Source organism: Sorangium sp. So ce448 (assembly GCF_051520915.1).
GTDB classification, from domain to species: domain Bacteria; phylum Myxococcota_A; class Polyangia; order Polyangiales; family Polyangiaceae; genus Sorangium; species Sorangium cellulosum_B.
In genome coordinates, this window is sequence record NZ_CP150343.1 from 13,236,873 (window position 1) to 13,250,925 (window position 14,053).

Here is a 14,053-nt window from a genome sequence, read left to right on the forward strand (position 1 = left end):
CGACCGATGCTGCTGAACTCGATCGCCCTGCTCCTCGCGCTGGTGCTCCTCGTCGCCCTCGCCGGCAGGGGCAACGTCTTCGCGGTGCGTCCGGCCGGTGACCGGCGTGAGGGACGCGAAGGACGCGACGGACGGTCTGGGCGCGCGGAGGCGTCTCAGGCGAGCCCCGAGGCGCCTGCGTCGCTGTCCTTGAGCGACGAGCGGCAGGCTGGGCGCGCCCGGTTCCTCGTCACGCTCTTCCGGCTCGCGCTCTTCGTCGCCATCGCGGCGAGCGCGGCGCTCGTCGTCGAGTACCAGAACGCGGGCGATCCCGCGTTCTGTGGCGTCACGTCGGGGTGCTTCGCCGTCAGGATCTCGCCGTACAGCCGCTTCCTCGGCGTCCCGCTGCCGAACCTCGGCCTCGCCGCCTTCACCGCGCTCCTCACCGCCTCGCTGCTCGCACGGGCGCGCTGGCACCACGCCGCGATCGCGGCCGCCTCGGCGGTCGGCGGCCTCGCCGCCGCGGTGCTCCTCGGGCTCCAGAGCTTCGTGATCGGCGCGTTCTGCGCGTGGTGCATCGCGGTCGATCTCGCGGCCTTCGCCGCGGCGGTCACGTCTGCCCTCGTCGCGCGGCAGGCGTGGCGCATGCCGGCCGGGGCGTTCGAGCGCGCTGCCCAGGGCGGGTCGCTGGGCGTCACGGTGTGGGGCGCGGCCGCCGCGGCGGCGATCGGCCTGCCGTTCCTCTGGGGCAGCCACCCGGTCATTCCGCCGCTCCCGCCGGAGCTCGCGGCGCTGCAGGAGCCGGGCAAGATCACGATCGTGGCCTTCACCGACTTCGAGTGTCCCTTCTGTCGCAGGCTGCACCCCGAGCTGAGCAAGATCGAGGAACCCTACGGCGACAGGGTGCGCCACGTGCGCAAGATGGTGCCGCTCCCGATCCACCCCGGCGCGCTCCCCGCCGCGAAGGCCTACGTCTGCACGCCCGAGGACAGGCGCGAGCAGGCCGCGGCGCTGCTCTACAGCGCGTCGCCCAGCAAGCTCACGGACGAGCGCGTCGCGTCCGTCCTCTCGCCGCTCGGCCTCTCCGCCGCGGAGCTCGCGGCTTGCCTCGCCGCCCCCGAGACCCAGGCCGCCATCGACGCGGACGTCGCGCTGTATGGGCGGATGGAGGCGCGCGGGCTCCCGACGACCTACGTCGGCCGGCGGCTCGTGGTGGCGTACAACCCTGAGCGGATCCGCGATGCGCTGCGCCGTGAGGCCGCCGGGGACGACATGAGCTTGCCGCTCCCGTGGCTCTTCGTCGCCCTCTTCGGTGTGGCCGCCGTCGCCGTGCTCGCGGGCGGAAGGGATCGCTCGCGCGGCGTGGCGGACGAGGGCGGCGCCGCGCCCTCGTCGTCCTCGCCAGAGCGATCGTGAGCGACGTCGCGCCCCGCGCTGCCTTTCGCGGCCGGTCGCCGGGTGACAGAATAGCTCATGAGTGATCATCCCGAGCTAGCCGGCAAGCTCCCCCTGGAGTTCTTCCGGCAACTACCCAAGACCGATCTGCACGTCCACCTCGACGGCTCGCTGCGCCTCGAGACGATCATCGAGCTCGCTCGCACCCACCACGTCGAGCTCCCCACGTACGAGCCGGCGGAGCTGCGCAGGGTGATGAACCTGGGCCAGAACTGCGGCTCGCTCGTCGAGTACCTCAAGGCGTTCGACATCACGCTGCGCGTCCTGCAGACCGAGGAGGCCCTCCACCGCGTCGCCTACGAGCTCGCGGAGGACGCCGCGCGCGAGAACGTGCGCTACATGGAGGTCCGCTACTCGCCGATGCTGCACACCCGCCTCGGCCTGCGGCTCACGAGCGTGGTCGAGGCGGTGCTCTCCGGGCTCAGGACGGCGCGCGACGCGCTGGGCATCGAGAGCAACGTCATCGTCTGCGGCATCCGCAACATCTCGTCGGAGTCGTCGCTGGAGATGGCGGAGCTCGCGGTGGCGTACAAGGGCCGCGGCGTCGTCGGGTTCGACCTGGCCGGCGCCGAGTACGACCACCCGGCGAAGCACCACAAGGCCGCGTTCCAGCTCGTGCGGCAGAACAACATCAACTGCACCATCCACGCCGGCGAGGCGTACGGCCCCGAGTCGATCGCGCAGGCGCTCCACGTCTGCGGCGCGCACCGGATCGGCCACGGCTGCCGCCTGCGCGAGGACGGCGACCTGCTCCACTACATCAACGATCATCGCATCCCGCTCGAGTGCTGCCCGTCGTCGAACGTGCAGACCGGCGCCGTGCGCGACCTCGCCTCGCACCCGCTCAAGCTCTACCAGAGCCTCGGCCTGCGCGTGACCGTCAACACCGACAACCGGCTCGTCACCGACACGACGGTGTCCCACGAGCTCTGGCACTGCCACACGAAGATGGGGTTCGGGCTGAAGGAGATCAAGGCGACCATCGTGGCCGGCTTCAAGAGCGCCTTCCTGCCGTTCCACATCAAGCAGGCCTATCTCCGCCGCGTCACCGAGGATCTCGAGCGCTTCTCCGCGGACGGCTCGATCCGCCCCGCGGCAGCGCCCGGGGCTCCTGGCGCGGCTGCCGGCCACGACGGGATAGAGATCGCCTCGAGGGACGGCAAGGACGGCAGGCAGGGGCCCCCGGCCTCCGTCGAGAAGGCCGCCAACTGACGCGTTGCCCGCCCACGCGCCGCGCGCCGCGGATCGAAGCGCCGATCGCGCGGCGCACGGCGGCGGCCGCGCCCTGGCGTCGGGCTCAGCCGCCCTTCCACTCGGTCCGCTGCACCACGGGCAGCTGCAGCGCGCGCTCGCGGTCGAGGTCGAGCGAGCCGAGGTGGATCGCGATCGGCGACTGCACCCACTTGAAGATCGATCTCGAGAACAGCGTCGCGAACTTCTCGGCCCAGGCCCGCAGCGCGGCGGGGTCCTTGTCCGGGAACAGGCTCGGGAGGGCTGCCGCGACCTCGTCGGCGGCGAGCTTCTCGGCGCCGTAGAGGTGCAGGCACGCGTCGAGGACCTCGAACGGCATGAGCTCGGCCTCGCCCGACTGGTTCTCGGCGAGTTCCGGCCCGGCGGTGGTGGCGAGCGTCTGCTGGATGCCCTGGAAGCGGAAGCGCTGCGAGAGGCGCTCGAGCAGCGCGATGACCACCGTCTTCGGCAGGTTGGCGATGACGCTGAACGCCCCCTCCAGGTCGCCGCCCACCGTGGTGTAGCCGAGCGCCTTCTCGCTCATGTTCCCCGTCTGCAGGAACAGCGCGCCGCTCGTGTTCGCCCAGTTCCACATGCGCCCGCCGCGGATGCGCGCCTGCACGTTCTGCTTCGTGAGCTCGGTGAGCTGCCCGCCCTCGCCGACCATCGCCTGGGCGGCCTCGAGCTCCCGGGGGAACGCGTCCTCGATCGGGATGACCGCGAACGACACTCCGAGATCGTCGGCGATCTGCGCGGCGGCGCGGTGCGTGGCGTCGCTGGAGTAGCGGGATGGCATGAAGAACGCGTGGAGCGACGCCCCCATCCGCTCGCGCAGCGCCGCGCCCTCGAGGCCCGGGTGGATGAGCTGCACCGCGCGCCAGGCGACGAGCAGCGTGAGGAGCGAGTCGCGGCCGCCCGAGAGCGCGAGGCCGATGCTCTTGAAGGCGCCGATCTTGCGGTAATAGTCGGCGACGCCGAGCGCGAGCGCCTCGTAGAAATCGTCGAGCAGCTCGTCGCGCGCGGAGATCGCGGGCAGCGCCGCCGAGGGCAGGAACGGCGTCGTGCCGGCCGGCGGGGCGGGGTAGGCGAGGCGCGCGCGGTCCGCGGTCTCCCCGTCGATCCGGAGGACCTGCACCATGCGGGCGGAGGCGCGGCGGAACTCCTCGAGATCGCTGCGCCAGGTGCTCGCCTCGCGGCGGCAGCGGGTGGTCCGGTCGAGGTCGACGACGGCCGCGGAGAACCCCTCGCGGAACCGCGGCGCCTCCAGCATCGGCCGGCCGTTCTGGTTGATGAACCCGCCGCCGTCGAAGACGAGCCCGTCGTTGCCGCCGACCAGGTTCGCGTAGGCGATCGTGCACTGGTTGTCCGAGGCGCGGGTCGCGATCATCTCGCGCCGGGTGCTCGTCACCCCGGCGCGGAACGGCGACGCCGAGATGTTGCACACGATCTCGGCGCCGGCGTAGCAGCGGCGCCGCATCGGGCCGTCGGGCGACCAGATGTCCTCGCACACCTCGACGGCGATCGTGCCGAAATCGAAGGCGTAGACGCGATCGCCGCAGAGCACGCCGTCGGCGTCGAGCTCCATGAACGGCATGCCGCGCGAGAACGTCCGCGCCTCGTAGAAGATGTTGTAGGTCGGCAGCTTCTCCTTGGGGGAGAAGGCGAGCACCCGGCCGGCGTGGACGACGGCGCCGGCGTTGAAGAGGTCGCCCCCCACGCCGACGGTCACGCCGATGACGAACACGGTGCGGAGCTGCGCGGTCTCCTCGGCGAACCGGCGGAGCTCGCGCTGCTGGCTCGCGACGAACGCCGGCCACTGCACGAGGTCCTCGGCCGCGTAGCCGCCGATCACCTGCTCCGGGAAGACCGCCAGGGTGACGTCGTCGCGCGCCATCGCGCGGGCGAGCGAGAGGCACCGGTCGGTGTTCGAGCGGACGGCGCCGACGGTCGCGTTGACGTTGGCGATTCCGATCTTGACGAGTCGCATCGGGCGGCAGCCTACCGCGGCAGCACGGCGCTGAGCAGGCCGAAGAGCTTGTCGAGCTCCCCGGGCGTCACGCGCCGGTTCGACTTCACGCGGTCCCCCTCGGCGGAGAAGACGATCGGGTCGACGACGCGGACCGTCACGATGGCGATGCGGAACGAGGTCGCGCGCTCGATCTCCTCGTTGAGGAAGGCCGCGTCGCGGGCGGCGAGCTCGGGGCTCTCGCTCGCGCCGTCGAGCGCGACCGTGGCGCCGCCGTCCTTGGTCAGCGTCACGGTCGCCTCGAGCGATCTCAGGGTGGGCGGCACCCGGGGCGCCTCCCGCGGCCCCTTCAGCGTCCGCGCCGGGTCGATCGCCGCGGCGATCGCGGCCTCGTCGCCTGTCGGATCGGGGAAGCCTCCCGTGCCCAGGAAGCGCCGCGCCTCGCGCGCCCGCGCGACCGGCAAGACCACGAGGAAGTCGGGCTCCACGGTCGCCACGACGCGCGTGTGCCCCTTGATGGTCACGCGCACGGCCGGCACGCCGAGCCCGCTCTCCCGGGCCCCTGGCGGCTGGCTGCGCGAGAGGAGCGCGTCGAGGCCGGACGCCAGCCTGTCCGGCGGCACGCTGTGCTGGACGACGACCACCGCCTCGTGGGCCGCGTCCGCGCGCGGCGCGGTGACGAAGGCGCGCTCGACGTCCCGCTCCGGATCGAGCCCCGTGCCGGTGAGCACGGGGCCCCACAGATCGAGCGCCGCGAGCCGCGCCATGATGGGGTGTCCCCGGGTCCTGTCCCCGTAGACGAGCACCGAGACCTTCCCCCCGGCGATCGACTGCGCGATCGCGGCCGCGTTGCGCGGCTTCGGCGGCGGCGCCGTCTCCACGCTGACCGGCGCTCCGGACGACGCGGAGCCGCACGCGGCGGCGAGGAGGGCGAGGCCGATGACGGCGAGCTGCAGCAGCGAGCGGCGCAGCGGCGAGGCGCGCACCGCGGCGGGGAGCCCCTGGCGAACGGACGGCATCACCCGAGCGACGTTACCGGCACCTACCCGATCCTGCCAGCGGGGCAAACCTCCACGGGGCCTGGGCGCGCACCTCGCTGCGGCGAGGCCATCCCTCTTCCTCGGCTCGGGACCTGGAGTAGGATGCCGCTCCCGCGGTCCACGCAGAGCTCGTGCGCGCCGCAAGGCTCCGTATCCCGCGACGCCGCGGACGCGGAGCCCGACCCATGTTGAAGAGGAGTGTCATCCCATGGCGGTCCGCCCATCCGACCTGCACGCGATCCCGCTGTTCGAGAGAATCACGGAGGATCACCTCGATGACCTGATGAAGGCGTTCCAGCGCCAGGAGGTCCCGTCCGGCCACGTGCTCTTCGAGGCCCGGAGCGCCCCGGCGCACCTGTTCCTCCTGGTCCGGGGCGAGGTCGCGCTGCTCGAGGCGGGCGAGACGCGCTTCCGCCTGAGCCCCATCTCGCCCATCGGCGAGCTCGGCGCGCTGACCGGCTTCCGGCGGACGACGACGGCGGTGACGACGCAGCCCTCGGAGATCTGGCGCATCGGCGTCGCCGAGCTCCAGGACTTCTTCGAGGACCACGGGGACGTCGCGTACCCCTTCTACAACAACCTGCTCAACGTCGTGGCGGGCAAGATCCGGCGCGACGCGCGCCGCCTCGAGGAGACCCGCGCGAACCTGATCCGCACGCAGAAGGCGATGAAGCGGCTCCTCGATCTCGTGCTCGACAGCGAGGAGACGCCGCTGAGCAAGGTCATCTGCGCGACCCTCGAGGAGCTCATCGAGAAGAACCGGCGCTCCCACTACATGGTCGAGCCGGCTCACACGCTGAAGAGCTCGGTCCGTCTGGACAGCGGCGCCCTCGTCCCCGTCGTCGAGCTCTCGGATGGCTGGCTGCGCCTCGCCGGTCTGCGCGACGTCGCGAAGGACGCGCACTGGAGCGGCGTGCTCGTCCTGCCCGCGCGCGAGATCCCGGTGAGCGGGACCATCGACGCGGTCGACGATCACGGCGCGCTGGTGAAGCTCGATCTCCTGATCGACGAGTACGCCTCCGCGCTCCAGGACTATCTGACGCGCCTCCAGATGCTGGATTTCGTGGTCTGACCTCGCGCCGCGCCGCGATCGCGGGCCGCGCCTCGATGCGTGGCGGCGGCGGCGCGGCGGCGCTGCTCCTGGCTTCGCCGCGCCTCCTGCCCGCGCGACCGCTCTCAGGCTTTCAGGCTCTCAGGCGCTCAGACGGTTGCCAGGATCGTGCCCGGTGATCTACGGTTCCAGGAGCTCGCTGACATTGCAGCGCTGAGCCGAAGTGGCGGAATGGCAAACGCGGCGGATTCAAAATCCGCTGTCCGCAAGGGCTTGTGGGTTCGAGTCCCACCTTCGGTACCGAGAGCGCCTCTCACGATCGTTCGCCGCCAGGCAGCCGAGGGCGGGTGGTTCGCTCTGGCGGGCGGCCGTCTTGGTCACAAGGCGACGCCGTAGGGGCTGACCGTTCGTGACGCTGGGCGAGCCTGGACGGCGCGCTCTGCCGGAGCACGGCGCTGTCAGGCTGCTACGCTCGGCGCGCATGTCGCGTCGGAGCGGAGGTGGGATCGAACGGCTGGGTGCGCTGATCCAGCGCGGGTCCTCGCTCTCGGCGCCGGCGGAGATCGACACCTCGCCGATGCCGTTCCGCGAGTGGGAAGCGGCCGTGGGGTCCCGGATCGCCGCGCGCGCGCGGCCGCTCAAGCTGGAGCGCGGCGTGCTCCACGTCCGCGCGGCGAGCTCGATGTGGGCGCAGGAGCTCTCGCTGCTCGGCGACGCCATCACCGCGCAGCTCCGGTCGCGCGGCCTCCCGGTGCAGTCCCTCCGGTTTCGCGTCGGCAAGGTGGAGCCGGTCGCGCGGCCGCCGTGGCGCGAGGAGGTCCGCCCGACCCCGAAGGAGGCGCCGCTCCCGGTCGAGGTACGGCGAGAGCTCGGGAAGGTCGCCGACACCGAGCTGCGCGATGCGATCGCGAAGGCCGCCGCGAGGAACCTCGGCTGGCAGGAAGCCGAGGCGAGCGCGCGTCCCCGCAACGCACCGCCGCCGCTCCAGCCCTCCGCGGCGCCGACCCCCCATGTGTCGCCGCCGCCTGCCCCACACGGGGCCGGCCGCGCGGCGCCGCCGCCGGTCCCGCGCGCGGCGCCGCCGGCGGCTCCGCGCGCGGCGCAGGCGCCGGCTCCGCGCGTGTCGCGCGTGTCGCCAGACGCCGCCGCTCCCGCGACGCCCGGCGGCGATGCGGAGGCTACTTCGCCGCGACGAGGCGCTCGAGACCCTCGATCCGCTGCATCAAGAACCGCTCGGTCGGACCGAACGACGGAGCCATCCGGCGCAGGTCGTCGAGGTAGATCCTGAGCGGCTGGATATCGAGCGTCTTGACGCGCCGGACGACGGTGTAGAGCTCGTCGACGACGGGGCCGGGCAGCGGGCGGCGCGCGATCGTGAAGAGCTCGAACGCGTAGTTGACCCACGTCCCCTTGGTCGTGGCGCCCGCGAGGCGCGCCGCGTAGCGCGCGGCGAGCTCCGCGGCCGGCATCTCCAGCGGCACGTTCGTCCGCGCGCGGCTCAGGATGTCGATCAGCACCGTCTGCAGGATGCGCTCGGCCTCCTCGCTGCGGCCCATCGCCAGCGCCTTGTCGGCGAGGCTCGCGAGCAGGCGCAGCGACTGAAAGCCCTTGGATCCGCCGTCCCCCGTCGGGCTCGTGAGCTCCGTCGGGTCGTCCGACATCTTGCGCATCTCGGTCAGCGCCATCGCGCCGAGCGTCGCCGTCGCGCGGCGGAACTCGACCCCGTAGGCGTCGTGGGGGCGCGACTCCTCCCCGCCGTAGAGCAGCATCTCCTGGCTGCCGATGATGATGCGGTCGCCGTCGGTCAGCTCGCGCTGGCCGGAGATGCGCGTGCCGTTGACGTACACGCCGTTCCTGCTCTCGAGATCGTGCAAGGCCACGCCGTCGTTGCGCACCTGCAGCGTCGCGTGGCGCCGCGACACCAGCGGGTCATCGAGCGAGAGCTGGCAGTCGCCGCTCCGGCCGATCACGAAGGGCCCTTCGGGGAGCTCGAAATCGTGCGCCAAGTACCGGAGGCGGAAAGGCATGGTCTATTTCAGTGCGCCGAGGCGCTCGAGCCCTTCAATGCGCTGGAGGATGAACCGCTCCGCCGGCGTACGCTCACCTGCGCGCTCGCGGAGCCGCTTCGCATAGCCACGGAGAATGGACATGTCGACGGCCTTCACCTTGCGCAGGACACTATACAGCTCATCGACGAGGTAGGCGGGGAGGAGGAGCTCGAGCCGGGTATTCAGCTCGAAAATATAGTTGATCCACGAGCCTCGACCCGTCGCCGAGGCGAGGCGGGCCGCATACATGCTTGCCTTCTCGACCAGCTCGGGCTGCACGGCGCCGACGCCCCCGTCCCGCGCCTTCGTGAGGATGTCGCTGAGCGAGCGCTGGAGGATGCGCTCGGCCTCGTCGACGCGCCCCAGGGCGAGCGCCTTGTCGGCGACGCTGCCGATGAGGCTGAGCGCGTGCACGCGCTTGTCCGGGTGCTGGGGGACGAGCCCGGGGAGCGACCTCCGGGAGGCGATGGCCGTCGCGCCGTCGTCCTCGCCGGCGGGCATCTCGCTCATGTCGACCGTGCGCGCGTTCTGCTGCCTCGTCCAGAGCGGCGCGCTCCGCGGCGAGTGCGCCGAGCTCGGCTCGATGGCCCCGAGCAGGAACATCTCCTGCCCGCCGATCGCGATCTTGTCGCCGTCCGTCAGGACCTGGCGCCCCGCGATCCGAGCACCGTTGATGAGCACGCCGTTGCGGCTGCCGAGATCCTCGATCGCGACGCCGCCCTCACCGACGGTCAGCAGCGCGTGCCTGCGCGACACCAGCGGGTCGTCCAGCGACAGCTGGCAGTCCGCGCTCCGTCCGATGAAGAACTCGCCGAGCGGCACCTCGAGATCGTGGGCGAGGTAGCGCAATCGGATGCCCATGATCGAGCCATACCAACAGCCCAACAGGCCGTCAAAAGACAGCTTTCGGGCCGCGTAGCATTGGTTTGCAAGCCCACAAGAACGGCCGTGCAATGGGGACGGGACGTCCGCTTCCGTCTTACAGTATCACACCAGTCATCGTTCTCGTCGCCGTCGTCGCGTGTCGTCGCGCGCCGTTGCTACCGGCCTGGGCGGGGCTCTAGGGGAGGCGAGAGAGGACCCGGAGCAGTCTAAGGAGGAGCCTTGGGTGCGCGACGAGCCCGTAGATCTTGAGCTCCCCGCGGGCCACGAGGCGCGCGAGATCGCGCAGGGGGCCGCTCTGTCGGCGGTGCAGCACCCCCAGCTTCGGGAGGCGCAGCCAGCGGTGGAACGCGACGTCGGGGAGCCGGCGGAGCGCCGACTCGTCGCCGCAGAACGTGACGGACGGGATGCCGATGGCGCCGTCGTGGATGGTGAGCCGCCCGTGGTCGAAGCGCATCGTCATGGACGTATCGGCGTCCTGCGCGACGACGAGCACCGACCCGCGCAGCGCACGGAAATCGGAGGCGCGCTTCGGGTCGCTCGCGAGGTGCTCGCGGATGAGCTGACCGAGGTAGGCCGCGAGCGGGTTCTCCTCAGCGCCTGGGGCGAGATCGACGATGGGTTCCATGGTGCCGCCTCACCCGGCCGCGCGCGCTCCGTCCACCCCGATGTCGCGGCGGAGCACCTTGCCGTCGAAGTCGATGGCGCCCGCGGCGCGGAAGGCGCGCTCCCGCGCCTCGGCGAGCGAGTCGCCCGCGGCGGTGACGGCGAGCACGCGGCCCCCCGCGGTCACGACCGCGCCGTCCCGCTCGGCCGTGCCCGCGTGGTTCACGAAGGCGCCCTCCACCGCGGCCGCGGCGTCGAGGCCTCGGATGACGTCGCCGGTCACCGGCGCCGTGGGGTAGCCGCGCGCCGCGAGCACGACGGTGAGCGCGTGGCGGCCGGGGGCGACGCGCGCCGCCGCGGGAGCGAGCGCGCCCGCCGCGGCGGACGCGCAGAGCTCGGCGACGTCGCCCTCGAGCAGCTCCATCAGCGCCTCGCACTCGGGATCGCCGAAGCGGACGTTGTGCTCGAGCAGCATGGGGTCCCCGGCGGGCGTGATCATCAGGCCCGCGAACAGCACCCCGCGGAAGGGCCTCCCTTCCGCCCGCATGCCGTCGATCGTCGGCCGGAGGATCTCGCGCTCGACGCGCGCGGTCAGGGCCGGGGTGACGCGGGCGCTCGGCGCGAACGCGCCCATGCCGCCCGTGTTCGGCCCGGTGTCGCCCTCGCCGACGCGCTTGTGATCGCGCGCCGCCGGCAGGACGAAGATCGCCTCACCGTCGCTGATGGCGTGCACGCTGGCCTCCTCGCCCAGGATCGCGTCCTCGAGGATCACGGTCGCGCCGGCGTCGCCGAAGCGGCGATCCACGAGCATGTCCTTCGCGGCCGCGAGCGCCTCGTCGACGGTCGTCGCGACGACCACGCCCTTGCCGGCGCAGAGCCCGTCGGCCTTCACGACGATGGGCGCGCCGCGCTCGCGGATGACGCGGGCCGCCTCGTCGAAGGAGCGCACGATCCGGAACGGCGCGGTCGGGATCCCGTGGCGGGCGGCGAACTCCTTGAGGAACGCCTTCGACCCCTCGAGGCGCGCCGCCTCGCGGCTCGGCCCGAAGACGGCGACGCCCTCGGCGGCGAGCGCGTCGGCGACGCCGGCGCAGAGCGGCGCCTCGGGGCCGACGACGACGAGGTCGGCGCGCTCGCGGACGGCCAGCCGGGTCGCCTCGGCGGGCGACAGGGACGGGAGGTCGACGCGGCGGATCAGGGCGCGGCCGGCGCCCGCTTGCGCTTGGGTCCCGGCGTTCCCGGGCGCCACGATCACCTCGGCGACCGAGGGCGATCGGGCGAACGCACGCGCGAGGGCGTGCTCGCGCCCCCCGGAGCCGAGCACGAGGATGCGGCGATCTGACCTTCGGGGGGCGGCGGAACTCACCCCCGCGCGCTACCACGCGCCGGGCCTCGCTGTCGAGGCGCCTCGCGCGGTCCCGTGCCCGCGGGGGGCTCCGCGGCGCCCGGCGTCGTGATAGAAGCGCCCGCTGGGCGCGCGGCGCGGCTCAGCCGGGGCCGCGGGCGCGCGCCGCCGGGCCCTTCGCGAGGGGGACCGGAGGGCGGATCCCTGAACATTCTGGAGGGATCGGCGAGCGCGGGTCGCTCGGCGTCGAGGGGACGTCGAGGGGGCGGCGGGCGCGGATCCCCCGTCGTGGAGGTGAGCGATGACGCATCGGGCTTCGTGGGATGAATATTTCATGCGCATCGCCGAGGTCGTCGCGTCGCGGGCGACCTGCGATCGGAAGCACGTCGGCGCGGTGATCGTGCGCGACAAGAGCATCCTCGCGACCGGGTACAACGGCTCGATCCGGGGGCTGCCTCACTGCGATGAGGAGGGGCACCTGATCGAGGACGGCCACTGCGTGCGCACGATCCACGCGGAGGCCAACGCCGTCATCCAGGCCGCGCGGAACGGGGTGCGGATCGACGGCGCGACGGTCTACGTCACGGCCTCTCCTTGCTGGGGGTGCTTCAAGATGATCGCGAACGCGGGGCTCTCGCGCGTCGTCTTCGGCGAGTTCTACCGCGACGAGCGCATCTTCCGGTTCGCCACGGAGCTCGGGATCGAGCTCGCCCCGCTGGAGCGGCGCGAGACGCCCGCCTGAGGTGTTGCGCGGGCGGCCGCTCGGTTGAGCGAGCCCTCGCGCAATCGACGCCATATCGACGCCAGGTTGCGCGGCGATCTGCGCAACGCTCAGGCCTTGCGCGGCCGCGGCAGCCCGTACACGCGGATCCGCTCGACCAGCGTGCGCCGTGAGATCCCGAGCAGCGCCGCGGCGCGCGTCTGGTTCCCCATGCACTGCTCGAGCGCCTGGACGATGCGCTCGCGCTCGTGGGCCTCCATGGCGTCGCGCAGCCGGGTGGGGCCCGGGTCCACGCCGTCCGGCGCGCTCTTCGCGTCGTCAGGCACGCTCCTCGCAATCGTAGACGCGGACGCGGACGCGGACGCGGACGCGGACGCGGACGCGGACGCGGACGCGGACGCGGACGCGGACGCGGACGCGGACGCGGACGCGGACGCGGACGCGGACGCGGACCCTGACGCCGGCGCCGGCGCACGCGCGTTCGGGGGCGCCTGCGGCGGGCGCGCCGGAAGGGGCATGGCATGCGATGGACGGGTGGGATCGGCCAGGGAGGAGAGGAGCAGGTGCTCCGGCCCGATGGGCGCCCCGTTGGCGAGGATCACCGCGCGCTCGATCACGTTGCGCAGCTCCCGGATATTGCCTGGCCAGCTGTGGCGCTGGAGCTCGGCCAGGGCCGCGGGCGAGATCGGAACGGACGCGGCGCTCGCCTCGCCGGGGAAGAGCTCGTTCGCCGTACGCTCGGCGAAGAGCTGCGCCAGCGCCGCGACCTCCCCGGGCCGCTCGCGCAGCGGCGGGATGGAGAGGGTCACGCCGTTCAGCCGGAAATACAGGTCCTGCCGGAACGCGCCGCGGCTCACCTCGGCCTCGAGGTCGCGGTGCGTGGCCGAGACGAAGCGGACGTCGATCTTGATGGGGGTCAGCCCGCCGACCCGCATCACCTTCCGCTCCTCGATGACCCGGAGCAGCTTGGCCTGGATCGAGGGCGGCAGCTCGCCGATCTCGTCGAGGAACACGGTGCCCCCTTCGGCCGTCTCGAGCAGCCCCGGCTTCGCCCGGACGGCGCCGGTGAACGCGCCGCGCTCGTGGCCGAACAGCTCGCTCTCGAGCAGCGACTCGGACAGCGCGACGCAGCTCAGGCGCAGGAGCGGGCGGCTCGCGCGCGGCGAGGCCCTGTGGATCGACTCGGCCAGCACCTCCTTGCCGGCGCCCGTCTCGCCGAGGAGGAGGATGTTGATCGGGCCGTTCGCGACGCGCTGGGCGAGCTCGTAGACGGCGCGCATCGCGTCGTCCTTGACGATGACGTCCTTGCCCGCGTCCCGCTCGCCGCCCTTCTGGCGGAGGACGACGCGCGCGGCGCCGAGGTAGATGACGTCGCCGGGCGAGAGCTCGACCGCAGCGCCCCGCGCGGGCGTGCTCTTGCCCACATCGATCAGGCGCTCGGTCGCCGCGCTGCAGTGCCGGGCGCGCACGCGGGTCCCGTTGCTGCTGCCGAGGTCCTCGATCCGGAGCGGCGGGCCGAGGTGCAGCACCGCGTGCCGGCGCGACACCGAGGAGTCGGGGACGCAGATGCCGGCGTCCTCGTCCCTGCCCAGGACGACGCTGCCCGAGCCCGGCAGCTGTCGGGTGCTCATCGAGCTCTGGGTGATGATCAGGAGCTCGAGCGAGCCACCATCGCGGGAAAGAATCTCCGGCTCAGCCACATCGCACCCCTGAGTCGCGCCGGACAACGA

12 protein-coding genes and 1 tRNA gene are annotated in these 14,053 nt (G+C 72.7%); 6 read left to right on the top strand and 7 right to left on the bottom strand.

Annotated elements, in window-relative coordinates; all coding sequences use genetic code 11:
• Window positions 1-6: 6 nt before the first annotated feature.
• Window positions 7-1,395 (top strand): vitamin K epoxide reductase family protein, encoded by a 1,389-nt coding sequence (locus WMF45_RS49840; protein WP_437714362.1) that lies wholly within the window; start codon window positions 7-9, stop codon window positions 1,393-1,395.
• 57 nt (window positions 1,396-1,452) lie between these two features.
• Window positions 1,453-2,646 carry an adenosine deaminase gene (gene add / locus WMF45_RS49845; protein WP_437714364.1) on the top strand — a complete coding sequence of 398 codons (1,194 nt, stop codon included), beginning with the start codon at window positions 1,453-1,455 and terminating at the stop codon, window positions 2,644-2,646.
• A gap of 85 nt (window positions 2,647-2,731) precedes the next feature.
• Here add and nadE read toward each other — a convergent pair whose 3' ends face one another.
• Both nadE and WMF45_RS49855 read right to left on the bottom strand, forming a co-directional pair.
• Window positions 2,732-4,651: an NAD(+) synthase gene (gene nadE, locus WMF45_RS49850; RefSeq protein ID WP_437714366.1), complete on the bottom strand. Its 1,920-nt coding sequence runs from the start codon at window positions 4,649-4,651 to the stop codon at window positions 2,732-2,734.
• Between the two features lie 11 nt (window positions 4,652-4,662).
• Complete coding sequence (locus WMF45_RS49855) at window positions 4,663-5,649, bottom strand: hypothetical protein (protein WP_437714368.1); 987 nt, start codon at window positions 5,647-5,649, stop codon at window positions 4,663-4,665.
• Window positions 5,650-5,878: 229 nt separating this feature from the next.
• Between WMF45_RS49855 and WMF45_RS49860 the strand changes: the two genes are divergently transcribed.
• The 3 genes from WMF45_RS49860 to WMF45_RS49870 all read left to right on the top strand — a co-directional run bounded on the left by WMF45_RS49860 (window position 5,879) and on the right by WMF45_RS49870 (window position 8,009).
• A complete protein-coding gene (locus WMF45_RS49860) occupies window positions 5,879-6,742 on the top strand; it encodes a Crp/Fnr family transcriptional regulator (RefSeq protein WP_437547884.1) in 864 nt (287 codons plus the stop codon).
• Window positions 6,743-6,938: 196 nt separating this feature from the next.
• A tRNA-Leu gene (locus WMF45_RS49865) sits at window positions 6,939-7,021 on the top strand.
• 277 nt (window positions 7,022-7,298) lie between these two features.
• Complete coding sequence (locus WMF45_RS49870) at window positions 7,299-8,009, top strand: DciA family protein (protein ID WP_437719668.1); 711 nt, start codon at window positions 7,299-7,301, stop codon at window positions 8,007-8,009.
• Here WMF45_RS49870 and WMF45_RS49875 read toward each other — a convergent pair.
• The 4 genes from WMF45_RS49875 to purD form a co-directional block, all read right to left on the bottom strand.
• Entirely contained in the window at window positions 7,900-8,748 is an 849-nt protein-coding gene (locus WMF45_RS49875; RefSeq protein WP_012241622.1) for an FHA domain-containing protein, read from the bottom strand. The genes WMF45_RS49870 and WMF45_RS49875 overlap by 110 nt on opposite strands.
• 3 nt (window positions 8,749-8,751) lie before the next feature.
• Window positions 8,752-9,630: an FHA domain-containing protein gene (locus WMF45_RS49880; RefSeq protein WP_437714370.1), complete on the bottom strand. Its 879-nt coding sequence runs from the start codon at window positions 9,628-9,630 to the stop codon at window positions 8,752-8,754.
• Between the two features lie 199 nt (window positions 9,631-9,829).
• Window positions 9,830-10,279 (bottom strand): hypothetical protein, encoded by a 450-nt coding sequence (locus WMF45_RS49885; protein WP_437714371.1) that lies wholly within the window; start codon window positions 10,277-10,279, stop codon window positions 9,830-9,832.
• A 9-nt stretch (window positions 10,280-10,288) separates the two neighbouring features.
• Window positions 10,289-11,623: a phosphoribosylamine--glycine ligase gene (gene purD / locus WMF45_RS49890; protein WP_437714373.1), complete on the bottom strand. Its 1,335-nt coding sequence runs from the start codon at window positions 11,621-11,623 to the stop codon at window positions 10,289-10,291.
• Window positions 11,624-11,903: 280 nt separating this feature from the next.
• Here purD and WMF45_RS49895 point away from each other — a divergent pair, with 280 nt between their 5' ends.
• Complete coding sequence (locus tag WMF45_RS49895) at window positions 11,904-12,344, top strand: deoxycytidylate deaminase (RefSeq protein WP_437547892.1); 441 nt, start codon at window positions 11,904-11,906, stop codon at window positions 12,342-12,344.
• 89 nt (window positions 12,345-12,433) lie between these two features.
• On the opposite strand, the gene WMF45_RS49900 is transcribed toward WMF45_RS49895, so the two are convergent.
• Window positions 12,434-13,954, bottom strand: a complete 1,521-nt coding sequence (locus WMF45_RS49900) for a sigma 54-interacting transcriptional regulator (RefSeq protein WP_437719669.1) — start codon at window positions 13,952-13,954, stop codon at window positions 12,434-12,436.
• Window positions 13,955-14,053 lie beyond the last annotated feature (99 nt).